Below are 26,563 nucleotides of genomic sequence, written 5' to 3' on the forward strand. Positions count from 1 at the left end.
CGACCCACACGGAGGAGCGCCATGTGGAGAAGACCGATCGTGGCGGGAACCGCCACGGCGACGATCCTCGCGATGGCCACGGCGGTGCCGCCCGCCGGGGCCGCCGGCCCGAACGATCCGCTGTACGGCGACCTGAACGGCGACGGCCTGCTCGACCGCGCCCGGCTCGGCACCGCGACCCGCACCTGCGCCGTACTGGTCGAGTCGGGCCGGCCGGAGGGCGGTTACCTGCCGGTGCGCAGCCACCAGTACCGGGTCCCCGGCGCCGGCGCCCCGACCGCCTGTCCTGACCTGGGGGTGGCGGTCGACCTGGATGCCGCCCCCGGGCCGGCGGAGTTGGTGGTGGGGTGGTACGAGGGCAACCCCGGTCGGTCCGGCCACGACCTGCTGGTGTTGCGGGACTACCGGGTGGTGACCGCCCTGCCGGCGCTGCGGCAGCTCAACTTCGTCGGGCTGGCCGACTTCGACGGCGACCGGCGGTGGGACGTCTATCTCTGGACCGACCAGGGCGAGGGCTTCGTCAGCTTCCTGAACACCGGCACCGGGACCCTCACGCCCGGCCCGGTGCGATACTGCGCCGGCCCGCTGACCCCTCGGCTCGCCGACTTCGACTCCGACGGCGCCGCCGACGTCGCCATCGCGTACGTCGACGGCTGCGCGGACGACTCGCACGGGGTGGTGGTGGTGTACGGCGACGGCAGGGTGGTCGACCTCCAGCGCGGCGTCGACGACCGGTCGAGTTGGACGATGCACGTCCTGGACGCCGATCGCAGCGGCGTGCCCGACGTGCTGACGTACCACCGGCCCAGCGGGGAGCGGCGTACCTTCCTGGCCGCCGGCGACGGCACCTTCGTCCGGTCGCCGCTGGCGACCCGGGACGTCGTCACGGTCGTTGCCGGCGGCTCGGTCCGGATTCCGGTGCTGCACAACGACTGGGCCAGCCGGCGGGCCAGGCTGAGCCTGCTCGTCGCGCCCGCGAACGGGACCGTCGAGATCGGTGCCGGCCGGGTGATCGTGTACCGCCCGGACCCGGATCCCGGCCCGGTCGACCGGTTCGTCTACCGGATCAGCCAGGACGGCCGCACCAGCGACGCGGCGGTGTCGATCAGGATCACTCCGTGAGCTTCGGGGCCGGTCGCCAGGACCGCCGGGCCGGCTTTCCTACCCCACGGCAGGCCCGCCAAACACGATGTCAGATTACGGTCAGCGCACGCGACATGACGATGCGTGCATCCTAATCTCCTGCTGAGAACATCCAGGCACGGCGGGGGAACTAGGTCCGAGGAGGCACCATGTGGGGCCGACGCATCAGCACCTTCGCCGTTGCGATGGTGGCCGTCACCGGATTGGCCGTACCGGCCGCCCGGGCCGGTTGGCAGGGCGAACCGATCATCGCGGACGTGAACGGGGACGGCCGCGCCGACCGGAACGCCCTCGGCACCCTGCCGGGCACCGCCGACTGCGCCGTCCAGGTCGAGCTCGGCCTGGTCGGCGGCGGCTACGGCCCGGCCCGGTCCTACCGCTACCTGACGTCGGCGCTCTACTGCCCCGACATGGGCGTCGGCCTCGACCTGGACAGCGACGCCGCGAACGAGCTGGCGGTGACCTGGTTCTCCGGGCCGCCGCCGTCCATCGACGACACCCTGCTGGTGCTGGACGACTTCGCGATCTCGGCCGGCTTCGACACCATCACCCAGCCCAGCTACATCGGCACGGCCGACTTCAACGGCGACGGCCGGCAGGACGTCTACGAGTGGACCGACCAGGGCGACGGTTTCACCACCTACCTCAACACCGGCACCGGTACCCTGACGCCCGGCCCGGTGCGGTACTGCTCCGGCCGGCCGCAGTACCAGCTCGCCGACTTCGACGCCGATGGCGCGATGGACGTGACCCTCGCGTACGCGGAGGGGTGCGGCACGTACTTCACCGGGGTGGTCGTGGTGCTGGACAACGGCACGGTGGTGGACATCCAGGGGGACGCCTACGGCGACGACTTCTGGACGGTGGCGGCGGCGGACGTGAACGGCGACGGCATCCTCGACGTGCGCACCACCAGCGACGTGACCGGGGTGCGGAGCGTCTTCATCGGCACCGGCACCGGCACCTTCGTGCGGGCACCGACGGCGGTCCGGGACAGCCCACGGGTCAGCGCGGTCCGGGCGACCGGGATCCCGGTGCTCGCCAACGACTTCGCCACCAGCGGCACCCGGGTCAGCATCGTCACCAGTCCGGCACACGGCACGGTGCAGGTCACCACCGGCCGTACGGTCATCTACCGGCCGTACCCGCACCACAAGGCCAGCACCGACCGGTTCGTCTACCGGCTCACCGACTCGGGCCGGACCAGCAACGCGGCGGTCAGCCTGCGGATCGCCCGCTGACGCCTCGGCCGGTGGCACACGCCAGCGGTCAGTCCGCCACTCCGTCGCGGAACCGCCGGCCGGCGGTGACCACCTGCTCCAGCAGCGGCGCCGGGGCGAGCCCCGGTTCCCGGAACTCCCGGTAGAGCGACCGCTGTACCCGCAGCGCCACCTCCGGACCGAACCTGTCCAGCATCTCGAACGGGCCCGCCGGATAGCCGCAGCCGAGCGTCATCGCATGGTCGATGTCGTCCACTGTGGCGTACGACGCCTCCAGCATCCGCACCGCGTCGTTCAGGTACGGGAATAGCAGCGCCCGCACCACGAACCCGGCCCGGTCCCCGCAGACCACCCCGGTCCGGCCCAACCCGGCGCAGACCGCCCGGGCGGTGGCGACCGCCTCCGCCGACGACCGGACGGTACGCACGATCTCCACCACCGCCCCGGCCCGGGTCGGGTCGAGCAGGTGCAACCCGACCACCTCGGCCGGCCGACGGGCGGCCATCGCGATGTCGATCACCGGTAGCGTGCCGGTGGTGGTGGCCAGCAGCGTCTCCGGCTTGCAGACCTCGGCCAGCTCGGCGAAGAGGGCCCGCTTGACCGCCAGGTCGTCGGTCACCGCCTCCACCACCAGGTCGGCGTCGGCCAACCTGGCCAGCCCGCCGTTCCGCCCGGCGTCCCGGGACACCACCACCACGTCGTAGCCGGCCTGGCCGAAGAGCTCGCCGAGCCCGGTGACGGCGTCACCCACACCGACCACGCCAACCCTGCGCACCGGTCGGGCGCCGTCGAGCGGTGCCGCCGCCGGGGTCTGCCCGTCGGGTACGACGGTGGCCGAACCGGGCCGCTCGTACCGGTAGAAGCCCTGGCCGGACTTGCGGCCGAGCAGTCCCGCCGTGACCATCTGGCGCAGCAACGGCACCGGCGCGTGCCGCCGGTCCCGGCCACCCCGCCGGTACATGGTGTCCAGGATCTCGTACGCCGTGTCCAGGCCGATCAGGTCGAGCAGCGCCAGCGGCCCCATCGGCAGCCCGCAGCCCAGCCGCATCGCGGCGTCGATCTCCTCGCGGCTGGCGTACCGCGACTCGACCATCGCGACGGCCTGGTTGAGGTAGCCGAAGAGCAGGGCGTTGGCGATGAAGCCGGCCCGGTCGCCGATGGTCACGCCGACCTTGCCCAGCCTGGCGCAGAGCGCCTGCACCGCGCCGACCACCTCGGTCGAGGTGGTCACGGTCCGGACCACCTCGACCAGCTTCATCACCGGCGCGGGGTTGAAGAAGTGCATTCCGACCACCCGGTCCGGCCGGCCGGTCGCGACGGCGATCTCGGTGACGCTCAGCGAGGAGGTGTTGCTGGCCAGGATCGCGGTCGGCCGGCAGATCCGGTCCAGGTCGGCGAAGAGCCGCCGCTTGAGGTCGAGCCGCTCGGGTACCGCCTCGACCACCAGGTCGACCTCGGCCAGCGCGGGCAGCCCGACGGCGAAGGTGATCCGGCCGAACAGCGCGTCCCGGTCGGCGGTGCTCAGCCGGCCCCGCTGCACCGCCCGGTCGGTCGAGCGGGCGAGGGTGGCCCGGCCATGTTCGAGCGCCTCGGCGGTGATCTCGACGGCGACCACCCGGAGACCGCCGCGGGCGAAGACCTCCGCGATCCCGGCGCCCATCGTGCCCAGTCCGACAACGCCGACGGTGGAGATGGTGCCGCCGGCACCGGTCGTCTCGCCTGCCACCCCTTGGCCTCCCGCTCCGTCCCGGGCAGCCGACTGAACGGCCGCTAGGTCACCTGCGGCGAGTCTGCCACGGGCCGCCCGGACGCCTCGGCCCGGTGCCGGTAGGTGCCTTACCGCAGCTCCAGCAGGGCGGCGGCGAACTCGACGGGGCGCTCGATGTTGGGCGAATGGCCGCAGTTCGCGAAGACGATCTCGCGGTAACTGCCACCCGCCGCCGCGTACCGGTCCAGTACCGCGCGGGTCTGCCCGATCATCGGCTGCGGCGGGCACGCCTGCGCACCCGGCCAGTCCGGCAGCACGCCGAGCGCGCCGAGCTGGGCCAGGTCGAACAGGGAGGTATCCGAGACGATCACGTCGGAGTCGCCGCGTACCCAGGTGATCGGTGGCTTGTCCGCTACCGCGACCAGTTCGTCGGCGATCCGGAAGTGCTTCGGCGCCAGGGCGTTCAGCACGCCCCGGTCCCCCGGCGCCATCCCCGGCCAGTTGTCGCTGCGCTCCATGGTGCCCGGGTAGTTGTCAGCGCCGGTCGCGGTGGAGAGCACCGAGTCGAGCAGCAGTTCCTCGTCCGCGCCGAGGCTGGCCGGGTCGGCGACGTACGCGCTGCGCAGGACCGTACGCGGGCTGGTCCGCTCGTCGGCGCTCCGGTCACCGGCGGCCAGCCGGGCGACGAAGTCCTGATTTCCCGTGCCGCCCCCGGTGCCGGCGAAGTCCGGCGTGGTCGGCGTGCCGACCAGGTCCCGGGTGCCGCCGAAGCCGTACGGCGAGACCGGCGCCGCCAGCAGCAGCCCGGCCACCCGGTGGGGGTGGTCGACCAGCAGCCGCATCGCCACTCCCCCGCCCAGCGAGTGCCCGACCAGCACCGGCCGAGCGCCCGCCGTGCCGAACAGGGCCGGCTCGTCGAGCAGCGCGGCGACGTCGTCGGCGAAGACCCCGAGGCCACGGGTCGCGTCGACCGGTGCGACCTCGGTACCGCCGTAGCCGCGCAGGTCGGGGGCGACCAGCCGCAGGTCGGTCGGCAAGTGCCGGATCAGCGGCTGCCAGAAGTCGGCGGAGGAGCAGTTGCCGTGGATCAGCAGTACCGGGCGGCCGTCCTCCGGGCCCGCCACCAGCACCCGCTGCCGGATGCCGTTCGCCGAAATCTCGTGTCGCCGGATCTCCATCGCAGCGATGATGCCAGCCGGTGCCGGCCGGAAACATGTGGCCGCCCGCCATATCCTCGGGCCGGAAACCGTCTCGGCACCCACTCCGCGCCGGCCGGGCCCGGACCCGGGCTGGACCGGCCCCAGGCTGGCCCGGACCAGACCAGACCGGACCCGATCCGCAGACTGTCGAGCTGCCCCGCCTGTGCGCCCATGGAAGGGCTGCTGGTAGGCCCATTCGTCTAGGGCTTCCCGGCGCCCCGTTCGTGCGCCCAGCTCGACAGTCCGCACGACGAGGTGTCCCGGCCCGGCCGGCGACGGTCACTGGAGGGCTAGGTATGCCCAGGTCATCCCGCCGAGGAGGGCAACACAGCCGCCGATCACCAGCAGCATCCGCCGGGAGCGCCGCGCGGGCGTACCCATCAGCTCGGTCGGGGCGGTGAGCGCACCGGACGCCGGAGCCGGGCCGGTCGCCGGAGTGGGGATCGAGGCCGGCGCGGGTGGCGCCAGCGAGCGGCGGAAGGTGCCCAACTGGTCGGTGGCGGCGGCGCCGGGATCGAAAAACCGCAGCTCCAGGTTGCCGAGCCGGATCCGGTCCCCGTCCCGCAGCTCGGTGTGCCCGGAGAGTCGCTCGTCGTTGAGCCAGGTGCCGTTCGTCGACCCGGTGTCGGTCAACAGCACCCGGCCGGCGGCGAGTTCGACGGTGGCGTGCCAGCGGCTGACCTTGGGATCGTCCAGCAGCACGTCAACGCCGTCCTCCCGGCCGATCCGGCGTACCCCGGGACGCAGCCGGAAGCTGGCACCCCTCAGTGGCCCACTGGTCACGGTCAGTATCGGCAATAGATCAAGTTGGTCGGACATGGATTTCTCCATCCGGCTTCGCCCCCCACCGACGCGGCAACGTCGGCCCCCGGGTCAGCTTCCCATCCGATCCCGCCCGGTTCCACGTCCTGCCGGTTCAAGTCGCGCTGGCCGGGGAGTGGATCCGGGCTCGCCGGTTCGGCCGATGGGACATCGGGACCCGGCGATCCGCATACCTACCCGTGGGTAATCTTCGGGTCTAGACTTCCGCCATGACGACCGTGAACGCTCCCGGCGTACCCGGAATCTCCGACGGCGAGCTGGTCTCCACCAATCCGGCCACCGGGGAGCTGGCCGGGCGGTTCCCGGTTGCCGACGCCGACGCCGTCGGTCGGGCCGTCGGTCGGGCCCGGGAAGCGGCGCAGTGGTGGGCCGGGCTCGGCAACGCCGGCCGGCGGAGCCGGTTGCTGCGCTGGCGGGCGCTGCTGGCCAACCGGATCACCGAACTCGCCGAGCTGTCGCACCTGGAGACCGGCAAGCCGGTCGCCGACGCCGTGGTCGAGGCGTTCAGCGCCATCGACCACCTCGACTGGGCGGCCCGGAACGCCAAGCGGGTGCTCGGCCCCCGCCGGATGCGGTCCCGGCTGGTGGTGGCCGAGTTCTCCGCCCGACTCGAATACCGGCCGTACGGCGTGGTCGGGATGATCGCGCCGTGGAACTATCCGGTACTGACCCCGCTGGGCGCCTTCGGCTACGCGCTCGCCGCCGGCAACGCGGTGCTGCTCAAGCCCAGCGAGTACACCCCGGCGGTCGGGCAGTGGCTGGTCGACACCTTCGCCGAGATCGTCCCGGAGCAGCCGGTGCTACAGGCCGTGCACGGCCTCGGTGACGTCGGTGCGGCACTGTGCCGGTCCGGCGTCGACAAGATCGCCTTCACCGGCTCCACCCGCACCGCCAAGAAGGTGATGGCGGCCTGCGCCGAGACCCTCACCCCGCTCGTCGTCGAGGCCGGCGGCAAGGACGCGGTGATCGTCGACGACGACGCCGACCTGGACGCCGCCGCCGAAGCCTGCGTCTGGGGCGCCCTCACCAACGCCGGCCAGACCTGCATCGGCATCGAACGCGCCTACGTCACCGCCTCGGTCTACGACGCCTTCGTCGACAAGGTGGTGGCGAAGGCCGGCCGGCTCACCGTCGGCCCCGACGGCACCGACCTCGGCCCGATCACCATGCCGGACCAGATCGCCACGATCCGCCGGCACATCGAGGACGCCATCGACCGGGGCGGACGGGCCGTGCTCGGTGGACCGGAGGCGGTCCGGCCGCCGTACGTGCACCCGACGGTCCTGGTCGACGTACCCGAGGAGGCCGACGCGGTCCGCGAGGAGACCTTCGGACCGACCCTCACCATCAGCAGGGTGACCGACGCCGAGGAGGCGCTGCGCCGCGCCAACGCGGTCCGGTACGGCCTCGGCGGCGCCGTCTTCGGCCGGCGCCGCGCCGCCGAGATCGCCGGCCGGATGCGCTCCGGGATGACGGCGATCAACTCCACCCTGACGTTCGTCGGGATGCCGACACTCCCGTTCGGCGGGATCGGCGACTCCGGCTTCGGCCGGATCCACGGCGCCGACGGACTGCGCGAGTTCGCCCGCAGCAAGGCGGTGACCAGACGGCGCGGACCGTCGCTCCTGCCGGCGATGACCTTCGAGCGCACTCCGGCCCAGGTGGAACGCATCGTCAAGGCGGCCAAAATTCTGTACGGGCGGTGACCCTGGACTGACCGATCGTAGGGACAAAAGGACGACTAAGACATCCCTGGCCGTCTCCCGCATCGGTACCGTTCGCCCAATGGGGCTGCACGCGTTGCGATTCCGCCTGGTCGACAGCGAGAACTCCTGGGGTGCCCGGCGGCGCGCACGCCGGGCCGGATGGCTCGCGGAGACGTTCCCGGACCTGGCCCAGATGTCCGTCATCGACCTGGGCGGCCGGGTGAGCACCTGGGCACAGGCCGGGGTACGCCCGAAGCACGTACACGTGGTGAACCTGGAGGAGGCCCCGGCCGACGTACCGGACTGGGCGGAGGTGGACCGGGGCGACGCCTGCGCGCTGCCCCGGCACATCGCCAACCGCCGCTACGACCTGGTCTTCTCCAACTCGGTGCTGGAGCACGTCGGCGGGCACGAGCGCCGGCTGCGGTTCGCCGAGACGGTGCACGCACTCGCCGACGCGCACTGGGTGCAGACCCCCTACCGGTACTTCCCGATCGAGCCGCACTGGATCGCCCCGGGCATGCAGTTCACCCCGGTCCGGCTGCGGATCGCGCTGGCCCGCCGCTGGCCACTGGCGCACACCCGGCCGGACTGCCGGGAGACCGCGATCCAGCAGGTGCTCTGGACCGAACTGGTGGACCGGTCCCAGATGCGGCACTACTTCCCGCACTCGCAGATCCGGGCCGAGCGGCTGGCCGGGCTGATCAAGTCGCTGATCGCGGTCCGTACCGGCGGCTGAGGCGGGGGCAGCTCACGCCGGATCGACCAGGCTGACCAGGGTGGCCCCGGTCGAGTCGTCCACCAGGGCGACCCGGACCCGGTCCGGCGCCACCTCCCCGGCCGGCACGGCGAAGACCGCCGTCGCCGGCCGGCCCTGGTAGCGGGCCGAGTAGCAGACCATCCGCCAGGACTCCTCCAGCCAGTGTTCCCGCACGTCCGAGGTGAGCAGCGCGGCCACCTGCCGGTATGCGGCACTGAGCTGGAGTTGCTGCACACTGGCCAGCAGCGGCACCCCGGAACCGCCCCGCAGCGGATGGGTGAGCCGGGCGCGGAGTCGGCGCAGCGGCAGCAGCCAGTACGCGTCGCACTCCGGCGACAGCGCGACGATCAGCGCCGCCTCGGCCAGCAGCAGTCCGGCCGACGCGGCCGGGGCTCCGGTCAGCGCCGGCAGCCAGTACGTGCCACCGGCCGCGACACCGAAGAGCCCGGCCAGCACCAGCAGGCCGGCCCGGGCGATGCCGCGCCCGGTGACCGGGGTGGCCTTGGCGCTCAGGTAGCCGCACGAGGCGCCGGGTGCGACGCGGCGGGCGTACCCGAGATAACCGACGAAACCGGCGGCCAGCGCGGCGGCCGCCACCGGCTCGGCGACCGGGGCCGGTGGCAGCACCAGCAGGACGCCGAGCAGCAGTTCGGCCCCGCCGAGCACCCGGTACGCCGGCACCGCCCGCTCGACGCCGAGCAGCGTGCCGAGCGCCGAGGTACGCGCCTGCTCGGCCGCCCGCCGGTCGACGAGCTTGATCCGGGCCGACCAGATCAGCACGACGCCGACCAGCAGGGACTGGAGCGCCGCCAGGGACTGGAGCATGGATGCCCTCCTCTCGTTCCAGGCGTCGGGAAGGGCCCCTCCGCGAACGGACGGGCCCTTTCCGGCGTCAGTTGGCGGCGTAGACCGTGGCGATGCTGATCTCGTTGGTATCGGGGTGCCAGGCGCCGATCACCTGGACGTGCCCGCCGACCTTGAGCAGCGAGACGTCGGAGATGGCCGGGGTGCCGTTGTAGACGGCGGCGGTGGTGCCGGGCACGACGTGCCCGATCAGCCGCTTGCCGTGGTGGTCGAGGTGCAGCACGTTGCGGCCCACCGAGACGATGTGCGCGGTCAGGTTGACGATGTTGGCCCAGAGCGAGTCGGCGGCGAGGGTGCCGTCGGGCAGCCGTACGCCCCGGACGTACATGCCGTCGCCCTTTTCCAGCCGGTCGAAGGTGGTCGGCTGGAACTTCCAGATGCTGGTGCCGTTGGTGACCTGGATCCGGTGCAGCGCACCGTCGGAGCCGGCCAGCAGCACCACACTGCCGGTGATCGAGGTGACCCGGCCCTCGGCGAAGTTCGGGTCCGGTGCCCCGGGTGAGACCTTCACCGGTTCGGCGGCCAGGGCTGCCTCCGGGGCGAGCGAGCCGAGTGCGGTGGCTCCGGCGATGCCGGCGCCGCCGAGTACGGCCGTGCTGAGCAGACGTCGACGGTCCATCGTGGTCGCCATCGTGGAGTCCTCCCCTACACCGAGTCGACAGAGCAGGGCCGCAGCCCGGTGGAGAGGCTGGCGATCGCGCTGTACGCCGCCGGCGTCAGGTCGATGATCCGGTTGGTGCCACAGGACGAGCCGCAGCAGGCGCGCTCACCGCAGAACAGGTCGGTCTGCGGCCCGCAGTCGGCGATCGAGGTGCCGACCCGGGCTCCGTTGCAGAGGTTGGTGGTGTAGTGCACGAACCCGCAGGTCCGGCGCGCCAGGCTGGTGCCGCAGACGTCGGGCCGGGTGATCGCGAGGCAGGCGGCCGAGGCGTTCGGCCAGGCGTGCTGGAAGTTGCCGGAGGTGCAGGTGCCACAGGCGCCCCGGCCGGTCGACGCGCACGGGCCCCAGGCGCTACCGCAACAGAACCAGGACACCTCTCCGGTCACAGCTGCCATGATCGGTCCTCCCTTCGGGGGTTTAAGGGAAACGACGTTGATCAATATTGATGACAATTATTACGGCGGAAATCCACACAGTCAATCGATGCTCCTGAAAGTTTTCTTCAACTTCGCGACCGGGTTCTCCGCACCCTCCCGCCTCGACGCCTCGGCGGACAGGTGTCAGGAACTGGCCTCAATAGCCGCTAGCGTTCCCGGCATGACGACGTGCCAGACCCACCCGTCGCACACCGGTCCCGCGAGGCTCCGCTGATGCGGCGGCTCACGTACGAGCAGGTCCGCCGCCGACGCCTGGACCGGCAGGGCTTGACGGCGCCGCTGCCCGCAGCGGGCCCGGCCGAGGTCGCGGCCCGGCTCGGCGGGGTGCACGCCCAGGTGCTCTCCGCCGCCGAACTCGCGATCGGGCTGCGCACCACCGGGACCACCCGGCTGGACGTACGGACGGCGCTCTGGGACGAGCGCAGCCTGGTCAAGACCCGCGGCCCCCGGTTCACCGTGCACCTGCTGGCCACCGCCGACCTGCCGATCTGGACCGGTGCCCTGTCGGCGCTGCCGGCACGCCCGCTCGACCTGCTCACCGAGGAGCAGGCCGAGCAGGTCGTCGTGGCGATCGCCGAGGCGCTGCGGGACGCGGAGCTGACCACCGACGAGCTGACCGAGGCGGTGGTCGCGGGTACCGGGCCGTGGGCGGGAGAACCGGCGATGGCGGCGTTCCAGGGCTGGTGGCCGCGCTGGGTCGAGGCGATGTCGCTGGCCACCCGGCGCGGGGCGATGTGCTTCGGCCCGAACCGGGGCCGGCTGGTGACGTACACCAACCCGGCCCGCTGGCTGCCCGGGTTCCGGCCCGCCGACGGGCGTACCGCCCTCGCCGAGGTGCTCCGGCGCTACCTGTACGCGTACGGGCCGGCCACCCCGGCACACGTCGCGCAGTGGCTGGCGGTGCCGAAGCGATGGGCGGTGGAGCTGTTCGACTCGCTCGGCGGAGAGCTGGAAGAGGTCTCCATGGCGGGCTCCCCGGCCTGGGTGCTGGCCGGCGACACCGACGTGCCGGAGGAGCCGCCGCGCGGGGTGCGGCTGCTGCCGTACTTCGACGCGTACCCGGTGAACTGCTTTCCCCGCGCGGAGGTCTTCCCCGGCCCGGCCGCCGCACGTGCGCTCGCCGGCGGCCAGGCCGGCAACTACCCGGTGCTGCTGGTCGACGGCCTGGTGGCCGGGGTCTGGCACCAGCGCCGCTCCGGCCGGCGGATCGACGTCACCGTGGAGTCGCTGGTGGAACTGCGCCCCCGGCAGCTCCGCGAACTCGACGAACAGGTGCAGCGGGTCGGCGAGATTCTGGCGGGCGCTCCCCGGCTCACCCTCGGCGAGGTGGCCGTCGGCCCGCACGCCTGACCGGTCAGAAGAGCGTCAGCTCGTCCTTCTCGATGCCGCGCAGCCGGTCGTAGTTCACCGCCACGCACCGGATGCCCCGGTCGGTGGCGAGCACCCGGGCCTGCGGCTTGATCTCCTGGGCGGCGAACACCCCGCTGACCGGTGCGAGCAGCGGATCGCGGTTGAGCAGTTCCAGGTAGCGGGTGAGCTGTTCCACCCCGTCGATCTCGCCGCGCCGCTTCACCTCGACCGCCACGGTGGCTCCGGCACCGTCCCGGCAGAGCAGGTCGACCGGACCGATCGCGGTCATGTACTCCCGCCGGATCAGCGTGAACCCGTCACCCAGCTCGGTGGGGGTGGCGGCCAGCAGTTCCTGGAGGTGCGCCTCCACGCCGTCCTTGCGCAGCCCCGGGTCGACGCCCAGCTCGTACGAGGTGTCCTGGAAGATCTCCTCCAGGGTGATCCGCAGCTCCTCACCGGCCTTGTTGACGACCCGCCACACCCCGGGGGCCTCCTCCAGCCGGCACGGCGGGCTCATCCAGTTCAGTGGCTTGTACGCCCGGTCGTCGGCGTGGATCGAGACCGACCCGTCCGCCTTCAGCATCAGCAACCGGGTCGCCAGCGGCAGGTGTGCCGAGAGCCGCCCGACGTAGTCCACAGAGCACCGCGCTATCACCAACCGCACCCGACGAGGGTAGCGGAGCGGTCCGGTACCGCTGGGCGCGCCGTCCTGGCGCGTCGGTGCCATCCTGGTACCCGTGCTGGAAGCCCTCACCGGAACCGGCCTCGCGGCATCGGCCGGCCTCAACGCGTACATCCCGCTGCTCACCATGGGGCTGCTCGCCCGGTACACCGACGTGGTGAACCTGCCCAGCGGCTGGCAGTGGATCTCCAACGGCTGGGTACTGGCGATCCTGGTGGTGCTGCTCGCCATCGAGGTGGTCGCCGACAAGGTGCCGGTGGTCGACCACGTCAACGACGTGGTGCAGACCGTGGTCCGGCCGACCGCCGGCGGGCTCGCCTTCGGGGCGGGTTCCGGGGCGGAGACGGTCACGGTCAGCGACCCGGGCCAGTTCTTCGGCTCCCACCAGTGGGTGCCGGTGGTGATCGGGGTGCTGATCGCGCTCGGCGTGCACGGGGTCAAGGCGGCGGCCCGGCCGGTGATCAACGCCGGTACGGCCGGCTTCGGCGCCCCGGTGGCGAGCACCGCCGAGGACGCGACCAGCGTGGTCTTCTCGCTGTCGGCGATCCTGCTGCCGGTGCTGATCCTGCTCTTCCTGCTGGCCGTGCCGCTCTTCGCGATCTGGGTGGTACGCCGACGCCGACGCCGCCGGGCGGAGCGGCGGGCCGCCCGACCCGGTGACCGGTACGACCGGTCCGTCACGCATAGTTGACCCATGGCAGAGCAGCTCGCGATCTCCGTGCGGGGGTTGCGCAAGGCGTACGGCGGGACGGTCGCCGTGGACGGCGTCGACCTGGCGGTGTCCCGGGGCGAGGTCTTCGCCCTGCTCGGGCCGAACGGTGCCGGCAAGACCACCACGGTCGAGATCCTGGAGGGCTACCGGCGCCGGGACGCGGGCGAGGTCAGCGTGCTCGGCGTCGATCCGGACCGCGCGGACGGGCAGTGGCGGTCCCGGGTCGGCATCGTGCTCCAGGGCACCGGCGAGTTCGACGACCTGACGGTGGCCGAGGTGGTGCAGCACTTCGCCGGCTTCTACCCCGCCCCGGACGACCCGGACAAGGTAGTCGAACGGGTCGGGCTGGCTGGCAAGGCGAAGGCGCGCACCCACACCCTCTCCGGCGGGCAGAAGCGCCGGCTGGACGTGGCGCTCGGCATCGTCGGCCGACCCGAGCTGCTCTTCCTGGACGAGCCGACCACCGGCTTCGACCCGGAGGCCCGCCGCGAGTTCTGGGAGCTGATCCGGGACCTGGCCGCCGCCGGCACCACCATCGTGCTGACCACGCACTACCTGGACGAGGCCGAGGCGCTCGCCGACCGGGTCGCGGTGATCACCGGCGGGCGGCTGGTCGAGGTGGCCGCTCCGGCCCGGCTCGGCAACCGGGCGGAGGCGCTGGCCACGGTCTCCTGGCGTACCCCGGAGGGCGCGGTGGAGCGGGTCGAGAGCGCGACGCCGACGGCGCTGGTCGCGGAGCTGGCCGCGCGGTTCGGCGGCGAGGTGCCGGGGCTGACCGTGACCCGGCCCACCCTGGAGGACGTCTACCTACGGATGATCGGGCACCGATGAGCACCTCGACCACCGCAGCGGAGACCGCCGGCAGGCTGCCGGAGTCCGCGCCGGCCCGGCGGGTCGGGCCGGTCGCGCTCGGCCTGCGGCAGGGCCGGCTGGAGGTACGCCAGTTCCTGCGCAGCCGCGAGTCCGTGGTCTTCACCATGCTCTTCCCGGTGGTGATGATCCTGATCTTCGCGTCGATCTTCAAGGGCGAGATCGGGGGCGGAGTCCGGTTTACGCAGTACTTCGTGACCGGCATGATCGCCACCGGCCTACTGACGGTCGGCTTCCAGAGCCTGGCCATCCAGATCCCGATCGAGCGGGACCGCGGCGTGCTGAAGCGGCTGCGCGGCACCCCGATGCCGAAGTGGGTGTACTTCGTCGGCAAGATCATCATGGTCGCCGTGATCGGCCTCGCCGAGACCGTACTGCTGCTCGCCGTCGCCGCGCTGCTCTTCGACCTCACCCTGCCGCAGACCGCCGGCAAGTGGTTCGACCTGTTCTGGATCTCCACCCTCGGCATCACCGCCTGCACCCTCTGCGGCATCGCCTTCTCCTCGCTGCCCCGCACCGGGCGTGGCGCGTCCGCCACGGTGACCCCGGTAGCCCTGGTGCTCCAGTTCATCTCCGGGGTCTTCTTCGTCTTCACCGACCTGCCGAGCTGGATGCAGCAGGTCGCGGCGATCTTCCCGCTGAAGTGGATGTGCCAGGGCCTGCGCTCGGTATTCCTGCCCGAGTCGTTCGGCGCCCTGGAGCCGGCCGGCTCCTTCGAACTGGGCCGGGTCGCCCTGGTACTCGGCCTCTGGTGCGTCGCCGGTCTGGTGCTCTGCCTGACCACCTTCCGCTGGACCAGCCGCCGCGACGGCTGATCCAGCACGCGGTCGGTCGGGCACCAGCCCGGTCAGTACGAGTAGAAGCCCTTTCCGGTCTTCCGCCCCAGGTCACCGGCGGTGACCATCCGCTGCAACAGCTCCGGCGGGAAGAACTTCTCGTCGGCGGTGTCGGCGTAGATGTTCTTCGTCGCGTGCAGCAGCACGTCGGCGCCGGTCAGGTCGGTGGTGGCCAGCGGCCCCATGGCATGCCCGAAGCCGAGCTTGCAGGCGGTGTCCAGGTCCTCCGGCGAGATCACCCCGGACTCGACGAGCTTGACCGCCTCCATCACCAGGGCGGTGATCAGTCGGGTGGTGACGAAGCCGGCGATGTCCCGGTTGACCACCACGCAGGTCTTGCCGATCTCCTCGGCGAACGCCCGGGCGGTGGCCAGCGTCTCGTCGCTGGTCTTGTAGCCCCGGACCAGCTCGCAGAGCTTCATCATCGGGACCGGTGAGAAGAAGTGGGTGCCGACGACCGACTCCGGCCGGCCGGTGGCCGCCGCGATCTGGGTGACCGGGATGGCCGAGGTGTTGGTGGCCAGGACCGCACCGGGGGCACAGATCTTGTCGAGCGCCCGGAACACCTCCTGCTTGATCTCCAGCCGCTCGAAGACCGCCTCGACCACGATGTCGGCGTCGGCCGCCGCCTCCAGCTCGGTGGTCGGGGTGATCCGCCGCAGCGTCGCCTCTACCTCGTCGGCCTCGATCGTGCCCTTGGCCGCGAACTTCTCCAGTGACGTACGGATGCCGGACAGGCCGCGACGGGTGGCGGCGTCGTCCAGGTCGCGCAGGGTGACCTGCCAGCCCGCCCGCGCCGCGACCTGGGCGATGCCCGAACCCATCAAACCGGCCCCGATGACCGCGAGTCGACCCGCCATGTGCGTACTCCTTCGGCTGGATTGTGTCCTCGCAGAGCACCTTAACGGTCGCTCCGGCCGCCGCTACCCGCCGGTAACCGATACGGCCGGCGGCACCCCGGGGGTATGTCCGGGATGCCGCCGGCCCGACGGTGGTCGTCGCGGGGCGCGACGGGGTCAGCTAGCGCGCAGCGGCGCGAGCGCGGTGCTCCAGGTGACGGTCTGGTCCAGTACGACGCCGAGGGCGTCCACCTGGTGCGGACCGGGCTTGAAGACGCTGAAGTTCTCGAAGTCGGTGTGCAGCGAGAGCGCCACCTGGGCCCGTACGTCGGCCATCATCAGCTCACCGGCGATCAGGCGCAGGTGCTCGACCGCCCGGGCCCCGCCGACCGTGCCGTAGCTGACGAACCCGACCGCCTTGTTGTTCCACTCGGCGAAGAGGAAGTCGATGGCGTTCTTCAGCGCGCCCGAGGTGGAGTGGTTGTACTCCGGGGTCACCATGACGAACCCGTCGAACGAGGCGATCTTGGCGGCCCACTCCAGGGTGTGCGGGTTCGCGTACTGCCCCATGCTCGGCGGGATCGCCTCGTCGAGGTGCGGCAGCTTGAAGTCGAGCAGGTCGACCAGCTCGTACTCGGCGTCGGGGCGCTGCCGGGCGATGTCGTACACCCAGCGGGCCACGGCCTCGCCGTTGCGGCCGGGGCGAGTGCTGCCAAGGATGATGCCAATTCTGGTCATTGTTCGTTTTTCCCTCTCAAAATGAGCGACAACCAAGTGCTTGTCGCGTCAAGCAAATGTCGCGGTAGTTGCTTTGTCAAGCAATCGCCGTGCTAGTGTGTTCTCCATGACAGCCCCGTTGCCGCCGTTGAGCAGCGAGGAGGAGGCCGTCGTCCGGGCACTGGGCCGGGCGATCATCGTCGTGCCGCGGGCGCTGGACGCCGACCTGACCCGCGAGCAGCGCCTGTCGATCAACGAGTACGCCGCGCTGATGCACCTCTCCGAGGCGCCCGACCGCCGGATGCGGATGAACGAGCTGGCCACCGCCTGCGACCTCTCGCTCAGCGGGATGACCCGGATCGTCACCCGGCTGGAGCAGCAGGGCTTCGTCGAGCGGATCCGCTGCGCCGAGGACGCCCGGGGCTGGAACGCCGTGCTCACCGACGCCGGGCTGGCCCGGCTGGAGGCGGCCTACCCGACCCACCTGGCCAGCGTCCGGCGGCACATCGTCGACCACCTCGACGGGCTGGACCTCGGGCAGCTCGCGAACGCGCTGCGCCGGTTCGCGACGACCGGCACCTGCGCGGAGCACTCGGACCCGGAGTCCCGGTCCGCCTCCTGAGCTGGCCGCCCGCCGCCCGGTCACAACGTGAACGCCGGCTCTTCGGGAGCGGTCGCCCGCTCCACCTCGACCCCCAGGCTCCGCAGGTCGGCGATGAAGTCCGGATAGCCCCGGTCGACGTGGTGCACGTGCGAGACCTCGGTGACCCCGTCGGCGCAGAGTCCGGCGATCACCAGGCCCGCCCCGGCCCGGATGTCGGTGGCCCGCACCGGGGCACTGGAGAGCCGCTCCCGGCCCCGGACCACCGCGTGGTGCCCGTCGGTCTTGATGTCCGCACCCAGCCGGGCCATCTCGTTCACGAACATGAACCGGCCGTCGAAGATGTTCTCGGTGACCAGCGAGGCCCCCTCGCTCACCGAGGCCAGCCCGATCGCCATCGGCAGCAGGTCGGTGGCGAAGCCCGGGAACGGCAGGGTCACCACGTCCACCGCCGACGGCCGCCGGTCCAACTGCACCCGGAACGCGTCGGCCCGGGTCTCGACCAGGCACCCGGCCGAGACCAGCTTGTCGAGCGCGATCTCCAGGAAGGCCGGGCTCGCGCCGGTCACCGTGACGTCGCCCCGGGTCATCGCCGCTGCGAAGGCCCAGGTGCCGGCGACGATCCGGTCGCCGACCGTGGCGTGCCGGACCGGGCGCAGCTCGGAGACGCCCTCGATGCGCAGCATGGACGTGCCGGCCCCATCGATCTTGGCACCCATCTGGCTGAGCATGGTGCAGATGTCCACGATCTCCGGCTCGCGGGCGGCGTTGTCGATCTCGGTGACGCCCCTGGCCAGTACCGCCGCCATCACCAGGTTCTCGGTGGCGCCGACGCTGGGGAAGTCGAGCCAGATCGTCGCGCCGTGCAGCCCCCGGGGTGCCGAGGCGATGACGAAGCCGTGCTCACCGGAGATCTCCGCGCCCATCCGGGCCAGCCCGGCCACGTGCATGTCCAGCCCGCGTGAGCCGATGGCGTCGCCGCCGGGGTGCGCCACTCGGACGTACCCGCGCCGGGCCAGCAGCGGGCCGAGCACGCAGATCGAGGCGCGGAGCCGGCGTACCAGGTCGTAGTCGGCCTCGGTGCCGGGATCCGTCGGCACGTCGATCGTCACCGAACAGGACCGGGGCGGGTCGCCGTCCCCGCCCGCCGCACCATCGCCCTCGTCGTCGGCGAATGAGACGGCACAGCCGAGCCGGCGCAGCACCTCGGCCATGATCGCGATATCGGTGATCCGGGGTACGTTCGTGATCACACTCCGCCCCGGGGCGAGCAGCGCCGCTGCCATCAGTTTCAGCGCGGAATTCTTGGCACCCACGACGTGCACCTGGCCCTCCAGCCGGGCGCCGCCGCTGACTCTGATCACGTCCACGTCGCAAATCGTAGAGTCGTCCGCCCCACCCGGCCCGGTGCCGTCCGGCCAGCCCTGCCCGGTTCCCGGCCCGGGCCGGGCCGCCGTCGCCGGACTTGACGTCCGTACGCTGTTCGTCATGGCCGTCCACCTCACCCGCATCTACACCAGGACCGGCGACGCCGGCACGACCAGGCTGAGCAACAACGAAGAGGTCGCCAAGACGGACCCGCGGATCGGCGCGTACGCCGACGTCGACGAGTGCAACGCGGCGATCGGGGTGGCGCTGGCCCTCGGGCAGCTCGACGAGGACCTCCGCACCGTGCTCGGCACGGTCCAGAACGACCTCTTCGACGTCGGCGCCGACCTCGCCACCCCGGTCGAGCCGGAGCCGGCGTACCCGCCGCTGCGGGTCACCGAGGAGTACGTACGGCGGCTGGAGGGCTGGTGCGACCGGTACAACGCCCGACTGGCCAAACTCGACTCCTTCGTCCTGCCCGGCGGCACCCCGGGAGCGGCCCTGCTGCACGTGGCACGCACGATCGCCCGGCGGGCCGAGCGCTCGGCTTGGGCCCTGATCAGCTCCGAACCAGATCGAACCAGCACTCTCCCGGCAAAGTATCTCAACCGCCTCTCGGATTTGCTGTTCATCCTGGCAAGAACCGCGAATCCGGCCGGAGATGTGCTATGGGTGCCGGGTGGCCAGCGCTGACCCGGCCGCTCCCGGTAACGCCCCGAGCGGGCTGACCCCCGACCAGCCGCCCGTCCCGCCTGGCGGGTTGCACCACGTCGAGATCTGGGTACCGGACCTCGCCCAGGCCAGCACGAGCTGGGGCTGGCTCCTCGGCGAACTGGGCTGGACGCCGTACCAGAGCTGGCCGGCCGGCCGCTCCTGGCGGCACGGCCCGACCTACCTGGTACTGGAGGAGTCCCCCGCGCTGTCGTCCCGGCGGCACGACCGGCTCGCGCCGGGCCTCAACCACCTGGCCTTCCACGCCGGCCCGCCCACCGCCGTGGACCGGCTGGTCGCGCTGGCCCCCGGGTACGGCTGGTCGCTGCTCTTCGCCGACCGCCACCCGTACGCGGGCGGGCCGGAGAACTACGCCGGCTACCTGACTGACAGGTCCGGGTTCGAGGTGGAACTCTGTGCCTCCTCAGTCCCCGTCCCCGGCGGCTGACCGGCCCGGCGCCTCCCGGCCCGCCGGGACAGGCCGCCGAGTTGGTCCCCGGCGAACGCGGCCAGGGTGCAGACGGCCAGCGCGGTGGCCAGCGGCGGGATCCACCCCTACACCGTGCCCGGCGCGCCCGCCGGCCGGCGTCGTGCCGCGGGCCGGACCGGCTCCGCCGACTGGCCGGTGCGCGGCGGCCGTCCCCTGGGAACACCCCGTCCCCCTGGGAACACCCCGTCCCCCTGGGAACACCCCGTCGGGATCACCAGGACGCTGGCGGGACGGTGCCCGGAGTGTTCTCGTCGCGGGTACTGCTGTCCCGGCCCGGTCCGTCCAGGCCGATCGGCCGGAAGTCGTCGTCGACCAGACCGAGCCGGTGCGCCACCACCGCGGCCTGGACCCGGTTGCGCAGCCCGAGCTTCTCCATCGCCGCCGAGACGTGCGTCTTGACGGTGGTGACCCCCAGGTGCATCCGGGAGGCGATCTCGGCGTTGGAGAGCCCGGCGCCGACCAGGGCCAGCACCTCGCGCTCCCGGCCGCTGAGCAGCCGGCGACCCGACGGCCGTACGGCGTCGGAGCCGCGTTCGGTGTCCTCGGTGTGTGCCTGCAACGCCCGGTGCACGATCCGGGCCAGTACGGCCGGTGCCAGCAGCGGCTCACCCCGGGCGGCCCGGCCGACCGCGTCCACCAGGTCCTCGGGGGCGCCGTCCTTGACCAGGTAGCCGATCGCCCCGGCGCCGAGCGCCCCGTAGATGTTGGCGTCGTCGGCGAAGGTGGTCAGCACCAGTACCCGGGTCGCCGGGTGCTGGTCGAGGATCCGCCGGGTGGCCTCGATGCCGTCCATCCGGGGCATCCGCAGGTCCATCAGCACCACGTCCGGGCGGAGCCGCTCGGCCAGCCGGACCGCCTCCCGCCCGTCGCCGGCCTCGCCGACGATGTCGAACCCGCCGGCGGTACGAAGCAGCAGGGTCACGCCGGCCCGGACCAGGGCTTGGTCGTCGACGACCAGGACGCGTACGGTCACCGGGACCGCCCGGTCGGCTCCGCGTCGACCGCTCGGGGCGCCGGCTTCGCGCAGATCGCCGCCGTCTTCTCCCGGATCGGCAGGTGCGCGGCGAGCCGCCAGCCACCGCCGCCGGTGGGGCCGGCGAGCAGCGTGCCGCCGAGCAGCCGGACCCGTTCCCGCATCCCGGCCAGCCCGTGCCCGGAGGGCGGCAGCAGGGACGGCCGGGGCTGCTCCGGGCCGGTGTCGAGCACCTCGACCAGCAGGCCGGTACCGTCCGGCCGGATGTCCACCGAGGCGGTCGCGCCCGGTCCGGCGTGCTTGAGGGTGTTGGTCAGCCCCTCCTGCACCACCCGGGCGGCGGTGGTACGCACCACCAGCGGCGCCTCGCCGACGTCGCTGGCCAGGTTCATCCGGACCGCCACCCCGGCCGCCCGGACCCGCTGCTCGGCATCCATGATCAACTGCTCGGGTTCGATCGGCGGCCCACCCGCCACGATCGCGTCCGGGTCGCGCAGCACTTCCAGCAGCGCCCGCAGTTCGTCGAGCACCTGGCCGGCGGTGACCCGCAACTCCCCCAGTGCCTGCACCGCGTCGTCCACCCGGCCGGTACGCCGGGCCGCGTACTGCGCCGCGCCGGCCTGCAACGCGATCGCGCCCACGTGGTGCGCGACGATGTCGTGCAGGTCCCGGGCGATGGCCGCCCGCTCGGCCAGCCGGGCCGCCCGGGTCTGCACCTCCTGCTGCGCCTCGACCTCCCGGGCGCGCTCCTCGGCCGACTGGGCCACCCGGCGTACCCGACCGAGGTAGCGGGCCAGCGCGACCGGGGCGACGGAGATCCCGAAGAAGCCGGCGAGTTGGATGAACCCCTGCTGCCCGGGAAGCAGCCCCTCGCTGTCGGGGCCGATCAGGTGCACCAGCGACGCCGCGTACGACAGCCCCAGCGCCACGGCGGTGGCCGGCCAGTTCGCGGCGTACGCAATGATCCCGAGCGCGGTCAGGGCGGCGAAGTGGGCGACGTCGGCGCCCAGCGGGGCGGTCCAGTTGGCGACGCTGAGCAGCAGGCACTCGGCCAGCAGCACCGGCCAGGGCCACCGGCGGACCGCCACCAGGATCAGCCCGGCGGCCACCGTCAGCAGCAGGGGCAGCGGCTTGCTCTGCACCACGGGCCAGCCCAGCTTGGCCAGCCCGAAGGCGCCTCCGACCAGGCCCATCAGCACATCTGGCCACCATCTCCGCCGCACCCGCACGCCGCAACGATACGGAGCCGCAACTCCGGCTGCGACTCCTGCCACTGGTCTCGGCGCCTCCTCCGAGTGGCCGGGTACACCGGCCGGCCGGATGACATCCGAGATTGATCAGTTCGCCTAGCTTCGGTCCGTGCCCACCGAGATGATCTCGTTTCTGGCCCAGTTGGCCCGCGACCCCCGGGCGATCGGTGCCATCGCGCCCAGCGGAACGCCGCTCGCCGAGCGGATCACCGCGACGATCCCCCGGAGCGGGCAGCCACTGGTGGTCGAACTCGGCCCCGGCACCGGGGCGTTTACCCGGGTGATCCAGCGCCGGCTGGCCGGTCAGGGCCGACACCTCGCGGTGGAGGTCAACTCGACCTTCGCGGACCGGCTGGCCCGGGAGCATCCGGCGGTCGACGTGCTCCAGGCCGACGCCGGAGCGCTGGCCGGGCTGCTCTCCGAGCGGAACCTGCCGCCGGCCCAGGTGATCGTCAGCGGCCTGCCCTGGGCCGTGTTCAGCGCGCAGAAGCAGCGGGACATCCTCACCGCGGTCGTCGCGGCGCTCGCCGACGACGGGGTCTTCACCACCTTCGCCTACCAGCACGCCCGCTGGTCGCCGCCGGCCCGGCGGCTGCACCGGAACCTCCGGGAACTGTTCGAGGAGGTCGTGGTCGGCGGGACGGTCTGGGCCAACCTGCCGCCCGCGGTGGTCTACCACTGCCGGCGGCCGATCCGGCAACCGGCCGGCGAGGAGCGCGGCGGACCCGGCCGGCACCCCGGACCGGTCCGCCCGGGGACCCGCTCCGCCTCGCGCGGCCCGGAGCCGAGCCGCCCCTGATCCCCCATCCGCTTCCCGCCCCGGCCGCACGCTCGATCATGCGAGCCGGGGCGCAGTCGTGTCGGGCGGGGGTTACCGGCCGCCGGAAGGGTTGGTCACCGCGAACCGGTGCAGCATCGTGTCGGACCGACCGGTGACCGGCCGCCGGCCGACGGGTGGCCTCGCCGCGAACCCGGGTTCAGTCGCGGAGGACCAAATGAGAAACCGCCCCCGGAGGGGCGGACTCAAGCCAGGAGAGAAAACCGGTGACCGTGGACTTCGCCATCGCGATCTCCACGGGTGCCTGGTGACTGACACATCGCAGGATCACCCAGTCGGCGGGCATGATGAGCCGTTCCTGGCCCTCGGGCAGCCGGCGGCGCTCCACCGCGAGGCCACGCCGGGAGAGTACCCGCTTCGGCCGGAGCGCGAAGCTGAACATCCGGTACCAGCGGAGCTCGGTCTCGGCGAACCGCGCGAAGCCCGGCGACCAGCCGCGGCCGTCGAGGATCGTCGTGACCCGCACGCTGAGCCGGATGATGCCGCCGGAACGGGTCATCAGGGCTCGCCGGACGAAGAGTGCCGCAACCGCGAGGAGCAGCACCAGGACGCCGATTCCGATCCAACGCAAGACCAGCATCGACGTGTCGGGTCAGCGGCTCGAGGACTCGGTCACCGGGCTGGCGCTCTCGGCCAGCACCGTTACCCCGGAGCTGGTCACCGAGAGGAAGCCGCCGTTCACGTCGTAGGTCAACTGCTCGCCGCCGGCCAGCTTGATGCGTACCTGGCCGGGCTCGGCGAGCTGCCCGAGCAGCGGCGCGTGTCCCGGCAGCACTCCGAGCTCACCCTCGGTCGTCCGTGCGACGACCATCTCGGCCTCGCCCGTCCAGATCTTTTCCTCGACGGCGACGAGTTCGACCTGAAGCTGTGCCACGCTGTCTCCTTGCTGCGGCGGCGGGATTGTGGAAAGTCTAGTCCGGCTCCCGCCGCCGCTCCCAGCCGGGTGGCTCCGACCGGTACCGCTCACTTGACCTTGTTCAACAACTCCGGATTGTTGATCACAAAGCTGTCGACCGTGCCGGCCTTGAGCGCGGCGAAGAACTCCTGCGCGATCGGCTGGAACTTCTCGCCCTGGTAGTCGCCGCCGACGCTGACACCGCCGCCGGGCAGCTTGATCATCTGGATCGAGTCCGAGCGCAGGTTGCGCAGCGCGAAACCGAAGTCGAGCAGCTTGTGGCCACGGCCGCTGAAGATCAGCGACTTACCCGCCGCCCGGATCACCCGGTCCAGCTTGACCGGGTTGGTCACCACGTCCTTGCTCAGCGCCTGGTCGGCCATTGCCCGCACGAACTGCTGCTGGTGCCGCTGCCGGCCGTAGTCCCCGTCGGTCACCCCGTTCTGCGGGTACCGCTGGCGGACGTAGTCCAGTGCCTGCCAGCCCTCCAGGTGCCGGGTGCCCTTCTTGTACTGCGCCTGCGGGCCGACGTAGCCCTCTCCAACGGGTTTGTGCGCCCGGTGCGTACCGTCCGGGCGGCGGTGCTCCGACTTGACGTTCTGGTCGATGTACATCGTGACGCCGCCCATCGCGTCGACGATCTTCAGGAAGCCGCCGAAGTTGATGATCGCGCCCGCGTCGAACCGCTTGATCCCGGTCACCTTGGAGACCGTCAGGGAGAGCAACTCGAAGCCCTGGGCCGCGCTCGGCAGCTTCTCGCCGGGCACCCTGCTGCCGTACGACATCGCGGCGTTCAGCTTCGTCCGGTCACCCGAGAAGTCGGCCTTGGCGAACCGGGGGATGTCGACCAGCAGGTCCCGGGGCAGCGAGAAGAGGTACGCGGAGTCCAGCGTCTCGTTCACGTGCAGCACCATGATCGAGTCGGCCAGCGGCGGGGTCTCCGGCTTCCGCGGGTCGATGCCGACCAGCAGGATGTTCAGCGGGCCCTTGATGTCCGACTTCCTCTCCGCCGGCGGCGCCCCGGCGGCGGAGTCGCCGAAGAGGTCCTCCTCGGTCACCGCCCCCTCGACCCGGGAGAACACCGCCTCCAGGCCGACCAGCACGCCGCCGCTGAGCAGCACCAGCACGGCGCCGAAGATCGTGCAGAGCCGGGCCCACATCGGTACGACCGACTTCTTGCGCCGCCCCTGGATAATCGGCCGTCCGCCGCCCGACAGGTCGCCCACCGAGCCGTCGCCGATCAGCCCGACGCTGCCGTCCCGACCGCGCTCCGGCCGGCCCGTCCGTCTGGTGGACCGGCCAGCGCCCTTGCCGCCCTCGCTCACTGCATCTCCATCCGTAGCGCCCTGGAATTCTCGCGCCCGTCAATAAGGACGGGTCGACGGGGCGGAAATGTTGCAGAGACTAGCCATGGATCCTGGTGCGTGTGGCACCGGTACCCGAGGGACCCGGCCGGACCGGCCCGGACGCCCCGGGTGGCTCCGGCCCCGAGCGGGTTACTTGGCCTTGTTCAGTAGTTCGGGGTTGTTGATGACGAAGCTGTCGACGGTGCCGGCCTTGATCGCGGCGAAGAACTCGTCCGCGATCGGCTGGAACCTCTCGCCCTGATAGTCGCCGCCCTGGGTCACCCCACCACCCGGCAACTTGATCATCTGGATCGAGTCCGACCGGAGCCCGCGCAGCGCGAAGGCGAAGTCGACCAGGTCGTGACCGCGACCGTTGAAGATCAGCGACTCGCCGGCCGCCCGGAGCACCGAATCCAGCTTGATCGGGTTGGTCACCACGTCCTTGCTCAGCGCCTGGTCGGCCATTGCCCGGACGAACTGCTGCTGGTGCCGCTGCCGGTCGTAGTCACCGTTCGGCAGGCCGTACCGCTGCCGGACGTAGTCCAGCGCCTGCCAGCCCGACAGGTGGGCATTGCCCTTCGTGTACTGCGCCTGCGGCCCGGTGTACCCGCCACCACCCGGCTTCAGCGTGCGCATCTTGCCGTTCGGCTGCCGGTGCTCCGACTTGACGTTCGTGTCGATGTACATGTCGACGCCGCCCATCGCGTCGACGATCTTCTGGAAGCCGTTGAAGTTGATGATCGCCCCGGCGTCGAACCGCTCGATGCCGGTCACCTGGGAGACGGTCCTGGAGAGCAGCTCGAAGCCCTGGGCCGCGCTCGGCAGCTTCCCGCCGGGCACCTTGCTGCCGTGCGCCATCGCGGCGTTCAGCTTCTCCGTACCACCGTTGTAGTCGGCCTTGGCGAAGGCCGGGATCTCGACCAGCAGGTCCCGGGGCAGCGAGAAGAGGTACGCCGAATCCAGCGTCTCGTTCACGTGCAGCACCATGATCGAGTCGGCCAGTGGTGCCCACTCCGGCGTCCGCGGGTCGATCCCGACCAGCAGGACGTTCAGCGGGCCCTTGATGTCCGACTTCTTCTCCGGCACCGCGCCGGCCGCCTCGTCGCCGAAGAGGTCGGCCTCCTGCACCGCTCCCTCGTAGCGGGCGAGCACCGCCTCGAAGCCGACCAGCCCGGCGCCGCTGACGAGCACCAGCAGGGCACCGAGCATGGTGCAGACCCGGGCCCAGCGCGGCGCCCGGGACCTGCCCCGGTGCCGCCGACCCGAGCCCGTCCGCTCGGGACCCATCCGCTCCGGGCCAGGCTCGTCGGCGGCCGGGGAGCCCGGCGTGGCGCCCCGCCGCTGCCGGGCCAGCCGGTGGATCCTGCCGCCCGCTCGACCGTCGCCGCTGCCGCCTTCACCCACCAGACACTCCGTTCGTAGCACCCCGCGACCAGGACGGGCCCACTGGACAGAGACGTTGCCGGTCAGCCGGGGTTGCGGGCCGCCCACGACGGTACCCGGCAAAGTCGGGTTACCAAAGCAGCGGAACAGGATGAAGATCGAACAAATCGACCAGATCGTGC

General features: G+C 72.1%; 28 protein-coding genes. 12 read left to right on the top strand and 16 right to left on the bottom strand.

What is annotated here, in order from left to right; translation table 11 throughout:
• The first annotated feature begins 21 nt into the window (after nucleotides 1-21).
• The gene (locus AAH979_RS26445; protein WP_346260830.1) at nucleotides 22-1,122 is read left to right on the top strand and encodes an Ig-like domain-containing protein; all 1,101 of its coding nucleotides are present in this window, start codon (nucleotides 22-24) and stop codon (nucleotides 1,120-1,122) included.
• A 170-nt stretch (nucleotides 1,123-1,292) separates the two neighbouring features.
• The gene (locus AAH979_RS26450) at nucleotides 1,293-2,384 is read left to right on the top strand and encodes an FG-GAP-like repeat-containing protein (RefSeq protein ID WP_346260831.1); all 1,092 of its coding nucleotides are present in this window, start codon (nucleotides 1,293-1,295) and stop codon (nucleotides 2,382-2,384) included.
• 28 nt (nucleotides 2,385-2,412) lie between these two features.
• Here AAH979_RS26450 and AAH979_RS26455 read toward each other — a convergent pair whose 3' ends face one another.
• The 3 genes from AAH979_RS26455 to AAH979_RS26465 all read right to left on the bottom strand — a co-directional run bounded on the left by AAH979_RS26455 (nucleotide 2,413) and on the right by AAH979_RS26465 (nucleotide 6,089).
• Complete coding sequence (locus AAH979_RS26455; protein ID WP_346260832.1) at nucleotides 2,413-4,089, bottom strand: 3-hydroxybutyryl-CoA dehydrogenase; 1,677 nt, start codon at nucleotides 4,087-4,089, stop codon at nucleotides 2,413-2,415.
• A gap of 110 nt (nucleotides 4,090-4,199) precedes the next feature.
• Nucleotides 4,200-5,249: an alpha/beta fold hydrolase gene (locus AAH979_RS26460; protein WP_346260833.1), complete on the bottom strand. Its 1,050-nt coding sequence runs from the start codon at nucleotides 5,247-5,249 to the stop codon at nucleotides 4,200-4,202.
• 300 nt (nucleotides 5,250-5,549) lie between these two features.
• On the bottom strand, nucleotides 5,550-6,089 hold the full coding sequence (locus AAH979_RS26465; RefSeq protein WP_346260834.1) for an FHA domain-containing protein: 540 nt from the start codon (nucleotides 6,087-6,089) through the stop codon (nucleotides 5,550-5,552).
• Between the two features lie 212 nt (nucleotides 6,090-6,301).
• Between AAH979_RS26465 and AAH979_RS26470 the strand changes: the two genes are divergently transcribed.
• Nucleotides 6,302-7,798, top strand: coding sequence for an aldehyde dehydrogenase family protein (locus AAH979_RS26470; RefSeq protein WP_346260835.1), 1,497 nt, complete (start codon nucleotides 6,302-6,304; stop codon nucleotides 7,796-7,798).
• 79 nt (nucleotides 7,799-7,877) lie between these two features.
• Nucleotides 7,878-8,537: a class I SAM-dependent methyltransferase gene (locus tag AAH979_RS26475; RefSeq protein ID WP_346260836.1), complete on the top strand. Its 660-nt coding sequence runs from the start codon at nucleotides 7,878-7,880 to the stop codon at nucleotides 8,535-8,537.
• A gap of 12 nt (nucleotides 8,538-8,549) precedes the next feature.
• On the opposite strand, the gene AAH979_RS26480 is transcribed toward AAH979_RS26475, so the two are convergent.
• From AAH979_RS26480 to AAH979_RS26490, 3 genes are all read right to left on the bottom strand, one after another.
• Nucleotides 8,550-9,383: a MauE/DoxX family redox-associated membrane protein gene (locus tag AAH979_RS26480; RefSeq protein WP_346260837.1), complete on the bottom strand. Its 834-nt coding sequence runs from the start codon at nucleotides 9,381-9,383 to the stop codon at nucleotides 8,550-8,552.
• A gap of 67 nt (nucleotides 9,384-9,450) precedes the next feature.
• Nucleotides 9,451-10,053, bottom strand: coding sequence for a cell wall protein (locus tag AAH979_RS26485; RefSeq protein WP_346260838.1), 603 nt, complete (start codon nucleotides 10,051-10,053; stop codon nucleotides 9,451-9,453).
• Between the two features lie 14 nt (nucleotides 10,054-10,067).
• Entirely contained in the window at nucleotides 10,068-10,478 is a 411-nt protein-coding gene (locus AAH979_RS26490) for a hypothetical protein (RefSeq protein ID WP_346260839.1), read from the bottom strand.
• 255 nt (nucleotides 10,479-10,733) lie between these two features.
• On the opposite strand from AAH979_RS26490, the gene AAH979_RS26495 reads away from it, so the two are divergent.
• Nucleotides 10,734-11,870, top strand: a complete 1,137-nt coding sequence (locus tag AAH979_RS26495; RefSeq protein ID WP_346260840.1) for a winged helix DNA-binding domain-containing protein — start codon at nucleotides 10,734-10,736, stop codon at nucleotides 11,868-11,870.
• Nucleotides 11,871-11,874: 4 nt separating this feature from the next.
• Here AAH979_RS26495 and nucS read toward each other — a convergent pair whose 3' ends face one another.
• Complete coding sequence (gene nucS / locus AAH979_RS26500; RefSeq protein ID WP_346260841.1) at nucleotides 11,875-12,534, bottom strand: endonuclease NucS; 660 nt, start codon at nucleotides 12,532-12,534, stop codon at nucleotides 11,875-11,877.
• Nucleotides 12,535-12,607: 73 nt separating this feature from the next.
• On the opposite strand from nucS, the gene AAH979_RS26505 reads away from it, so the two are divergent.
• From AAH979_RS26505 to AAH979_RS26515, 3 genes are read left to right on the top strand one after another with little or no spacing between them, the layout of a single operon-like run.
• Nucleotides 12,608-13,243: a DUF4126 domain-containing protein gene (locus AAH979_RS26505; RefSeq protein ID WP_346260842.1), complete on the top strand. Its 636-nt coding sequence runs from the start codon at nucleotides 12,608-12,610 to the stop codon at nucleotides 13,241-13,243.
• Nucleotides 13,244-13,246: 3 nt separating this feature from the next.
• On the top strand, nucleotides 13,247-14,095 hold the full coding sequence (locus AAH979_RS26510; RefSeq protein ID WP_346260843.1) for an ABC transporter ATP-binding protein: 849 nt from the start codon (nucleotides 13,247-13,249) through the stop codon (nucleotides 14,093-14,095).
• Entirely contained in the window at nucleotides 14,092-14,949 is an 858-nt protein-coding gene (locus tag AAH979_RS26515; protein WP_346260844.1) for an ABC transporter permease, read from the top strand. The genes AAH979_RS26510 and AAH979_RS26515 overlap by 4 nt, the downstream gene beginning before the upstream one ends.
• A 32-nt stretch (nucleotides 14,950-14,981) precedes the next feature.
• Here the strand turns inward: AAH979_RS26515 and AAH979_RS26520 are convergent, their stop codons facing one another.
• Nucleotides 14,982-15,830, bottom strand: coding sequence for a 3-hydroxyacyl-CoA dehydrogenase family protein (locus AAH979_RS26520; RefSeq protein WP_346260845.1), 849 nt, complete (start codon nucleotides 15,828-15,830; stop codon nucleotides 14,982-14,984).
• A gap of 156 nt (nucleotides 15,831-15,986) precedes the next feature.
• A complete protein-coding gene (locus AAH979_RS26525) occupies nucleotides 15,987-16,547 on the bottom strand; it encodes an NAD(P)H-dependent oxidoreductase (RefSeq protein ID WP_346260846.1) in 561 nt (186 codons plus the stop codon).
• A gap of 106 nt (nucleotides 16,548-16,653) precedes the next feature.
• On the opposite strand from AAH979_RS26525, the gene AAH979_RS26530 reads away from it, so the two are divergent.
• Nucleotides 16,654-17,148, top strand: a complete 495-nt coding sequence (locus tag AAH979_RS26530) for a MarR family transcriptional regulator (RefSeq protein ID WP_346260847.1) — start codon at nucleotides 16,654-16,656, stop codon at nucleotides 17,146-17,148.
• A gap of 20 nt (nucleotides 17,149-17,168) precedes the next feature.
• On the opposite strand, the gene murA is transcribed toward AAH979_RS26530, so the two are convergent.
• Nucleotides 17,169-18,497 (bottom strand): UDP-N-acetylglucosamine 1-carboxyvinyltransferase, encoded by a 1,329-nt coding sequence (gene murA / locus AAH979_RS26535; RefSeq protein ID WP_346260848.1) that lies wholly within the window; start codon nucleotides 18,495-18,497, stop codon nucleotides 17,169-17,171.
• A 118-nt stretch (nucleotides 18,498-18,615) separates the two neighbouring features.
• Between murA and AAH979_RS26540 the strand changes: the two genes are divergently transcribed.
• Complete coding sequence (locus AAH979_RS26540) at nucleotides 18,616-19,188, top strand: cob(I)yrinic acid a,c-diamide adenosyltransferase (protein ID WP_346260849.1); 573 nt, start codon at nucleotides 18,616-18,618, stop codon at nucleotides 19,186-19,188.
• Between the two features lie 31 nt (nucleotides 19,189-19,219).
• The gene (locus AAH979_RS26545) at nucleotides 19,220-19,654 is read left to right on the top strand and encodes a VOC family protein (protein ID WP_346260907.1); all 435 of its coding nucleotides are present in this window, start codon (nucleotides 19,220-19,222) and stop codon (nucleotides 19,652-19,654) included.
• Nucleotides 19,655-19,907: 253 nt separating this feature from the next.
• Here AAH979_RS26545 and AAH979_RS26550 read toward each other — a convergent pair whose 3' ends face one another.
• Together AAH979_RS26550 and AAH979_RS26555 are read right to left on the bottom strand one after the other, a co-directional pair.
• Nucleotides 19,908-20,669, bottom strand: coding sequence for a response regulator transcription factor (locus AAH979_RS26550; protein WP_346260850.1), 762 nt, complete (start codon nucleotides 20,667-20,669; stop codon nucleotides 19,908-19,910).
• The gene (locus tag AAH979_RS26555; RefSeq protein WP_346260851.1) at nucleotides 20,666-21,862 is read right to left on the bottom strand and encodes a histidine kinase; all 1,197 of its coding nucleotides are present in this window, start codon (nucleotides 21,860-21,862) and stop codon (nucleotides 20,666-20,668) included. The genes AAH979_RS26550 and AAH979_RS26555 overlap by 4 nt, the downstream gene beginning before the upstream one ends.
• Before the next feature lie 166 nt (nucleotides 21,863-22,028).
• Here AAH979_RS26555 and AAH979_RS26560 point away from each other — a divergent pair, with 166 nt between their 5' ends.
• Nucleotides 22,029-22,718, top strand: coding sequence for an SAM-dependent methyltransferase (locus tag AAH979_RS26560; protein ID WP_346260852.1), 690 nt, complete (start codon nucleotides 22,029-22,031; stop codon nucleotides 22,716-22,718).
• Between the two features lie 178 nt (nucleotides 22,719-22,896).
• On the opposite strand, the gene AAH979_RS26565 is transcribed toward AAH979_RS26560, so the two are convergent.
• From AAH979_RS26565 to AAH979_RS26580, 4 genes are all read right to left on the bottom strand, one after another.
• Nucleotides 22,897-23,337, bottom strand: coding sequence for a DUF2550 domain-containing protein (locus tag AAH979_RS26565; protein ID WP_346260853.1), 441 nt, complete (start codon nucleotides 23,335-23,337; stop codon nucleotides 22,897-22,899).
• Between the two features lie 12 nt (nucleotides 23,338-23,349).
• A complete protein-coding gene (locus tag AAH979_RS26570) occupies nucleotides 23,350-23,631 on the bottom strand; it encodes a F0F1 ATP synthase subunit epsilon (RefSeq protein ID WP_346260854.1) in 282 nt (93 codons plus the stop codon).
• Between the two features lie 89 nt (nucleotides 23,632-23,720).
• On the bottom strand, nucleotides 23,721-24,812 hold the full coding sequence (locus tag AAH979_RS26575; RefSeq protein ID WP_346260908.1) for an LCP family protein: 1,092 nt from the start codon (nucleotides 24,810-24,812) through the stop codon (nucleotides 23,721-23,723).
• 336 nt (nucleotides 24,813-25,148) lie between these two features.
• Complete coding sequence (locus tag AAH979_RS26580) at nucleotides 25,149-26,285, bottom strand: LCP family protein (RefSeq protein WP_346260909.1); 1,137 nt, start codon at nucleotides 26,283-26,285, stop codon at nucleotides 25,149-25,151.
• Nucleotides 26,286-26,563 lie beyond the last annotated feature (278 nt).

This window comes from Plantactinospora sp. ZYX-F-223 (assembly GCF_039649625.1).
Taxonomy (GTDB): Bacteria; Actinomycetota; Actinomycetes; order Mycobacteriales; family Micromonosporaceae; genus Plantactinospora.

Excerpts from the sequence above, each read along its gene's own strand:
- AAH979_RS26445 (WP_346260830.1), top strand. The coding sequence starts at position 22 with ATGTGGAGAAGACCGATCGTGGCGGGAACCGCCACGGCGACGATCCTC.
- AAH979_RS26450 (WP_346260831.1), top strand. The coding sequence starts at position 1,293 with ATGTGGGGCCGACGCATCAGCACCTTCGCCGTTGCGATGGTGGCCGTC.
- AAH979_RS26460 (WP_346260833.1), bottom strand. The coding sequence starts at position 5,249 with ATGGAGATCCGGCGACACGAGATTTCGGCGAACGGCATCCGGCAGCGG.
- AAH979_RS26465 (WP_346260834.1), bottom strand. The coding sequence starts at position 6,089 with ATGTCCGACCAACTTGATCTATTGCCGATACTGACCGTGACCAGTGGG.
- AAH979_RS26470 (WP_346260835.1), top strand. The coding sequence starts at position 6,302 with ATGACGACCGTGAACGCTCCCGGCGTACCCGGAATCTCCGACGGCGAG.
- AAH979_RS26475 (WP_346260836.1), top strand. The coding sequence starts at position 7,878 with ATGGGGCTGCACGCGTTGCGATTCCGCCTGGTCGACAGCGAGAACTCC.
- AAH979_RS26480 (WP_346260837.1), bottom strand. The coding sequence starts at position 9,383 with ATGCTCCAGTCCCTGGCGGCGCTCCAGTCCCTGCTGGTCGGCGTCGTG.
- AAH979_RS26485 (WP_346260838.1), bottom strand. The coding sequence starts at position 10,053 with ATGGCGACCACGATGGACCGTCGACGTCTGCTCAGCACGGCCGTACTC.
- AAH979_RS26490 (WP_346260839.1), bottom strand. The coding sequence starts at position 10,478 with ATGGCAGCTGTGACCGGAGAGGTGTCCTGGTTCTGTTGCGGTAGCGCC.
- AAH979_RS26495 (WP_346260840.1), top strand. The coding sequence starts at position 10,734 with ATGCGGCGGCTCACGTACGAGCAGGTCCGCCGCCGACGCCTGGACCGG.
- AAH979_RS26510 (WP_346260843.1), top strand. The coding sequence starts at position 13,247 with ATGGCAGAGCAGCTCGCGATCTCCGTGCGGGGGTTGCGCAAGGCGTAC.
- AAH979_RS26515 (WP_346260844.1), top strand. The coding sequence starts at position 14,092 with ATGAGCACCTCGACCACCGCAGCGGAGACCGCCGGCAGGCTGCCGGAG.
- AAH979_RS26520 (WP_346260845.1), bottom strand. The coding sequence starts at position 15,830 with ATGGCGGGTCGACTCGCGGTCATCGGGGCCGGTTTGATGGGTTCGGGC.
- AAH979_RS26525 (WP_346260846.1), bottom strand. The coding sequence starts at position 16,547 with ATGACCAGAATTGGCATCATCCTTGGCAGCACTCGCCCCGGCCGCAAC.
- AAH979_RS26530 (WP_346260847.1), top strand. The coding sequence starts at position 16,654 with ATGACAGCCCCGTTGCCGCCGTTGAGCAGCGAGGAGGAGGCCGTCGTC.
- AAH979_RS26540 (WP_346260849.1), top strand. The coding sequence starts at position 18,616 with ATGGCCGTCCACCTCACCCGCATCTACACCAGGACCGGCGACGCCGGC.
- AAH979_RS26555 (WP_346260851.1), bottom strand. The coding sequence starts at position 21,862 with ATGGGCCTGGTCGGAGGCGCCTTCGGGCTGGCCAAGCTGGGCTGGCCC.
- AAH979_RS26565 (WP_346260853.1), bottom strand. The coding sequence starts at position 23,337 with ATGCTGGTCTTGCGTTGGATCGGAATCGGCGTCCTGGTGCTGCTCCTC.
- AAH979_RS26575 (WP_346260908.1), bottom strand. The coding sequence starts at position 24,812 with ATGTGGGCCCGGCTCTGCACGATCTTCGGCGCCGTGCTGGTGCTGCTC.
- AAH979_RS26580 (WP_346260909.1), bottom strand. The coding sequence starts at position 26,285 with ATGGGTCCCGAGCGGACGGGCTCGGGTCGGCGGCACCGGGGCAGGTCC.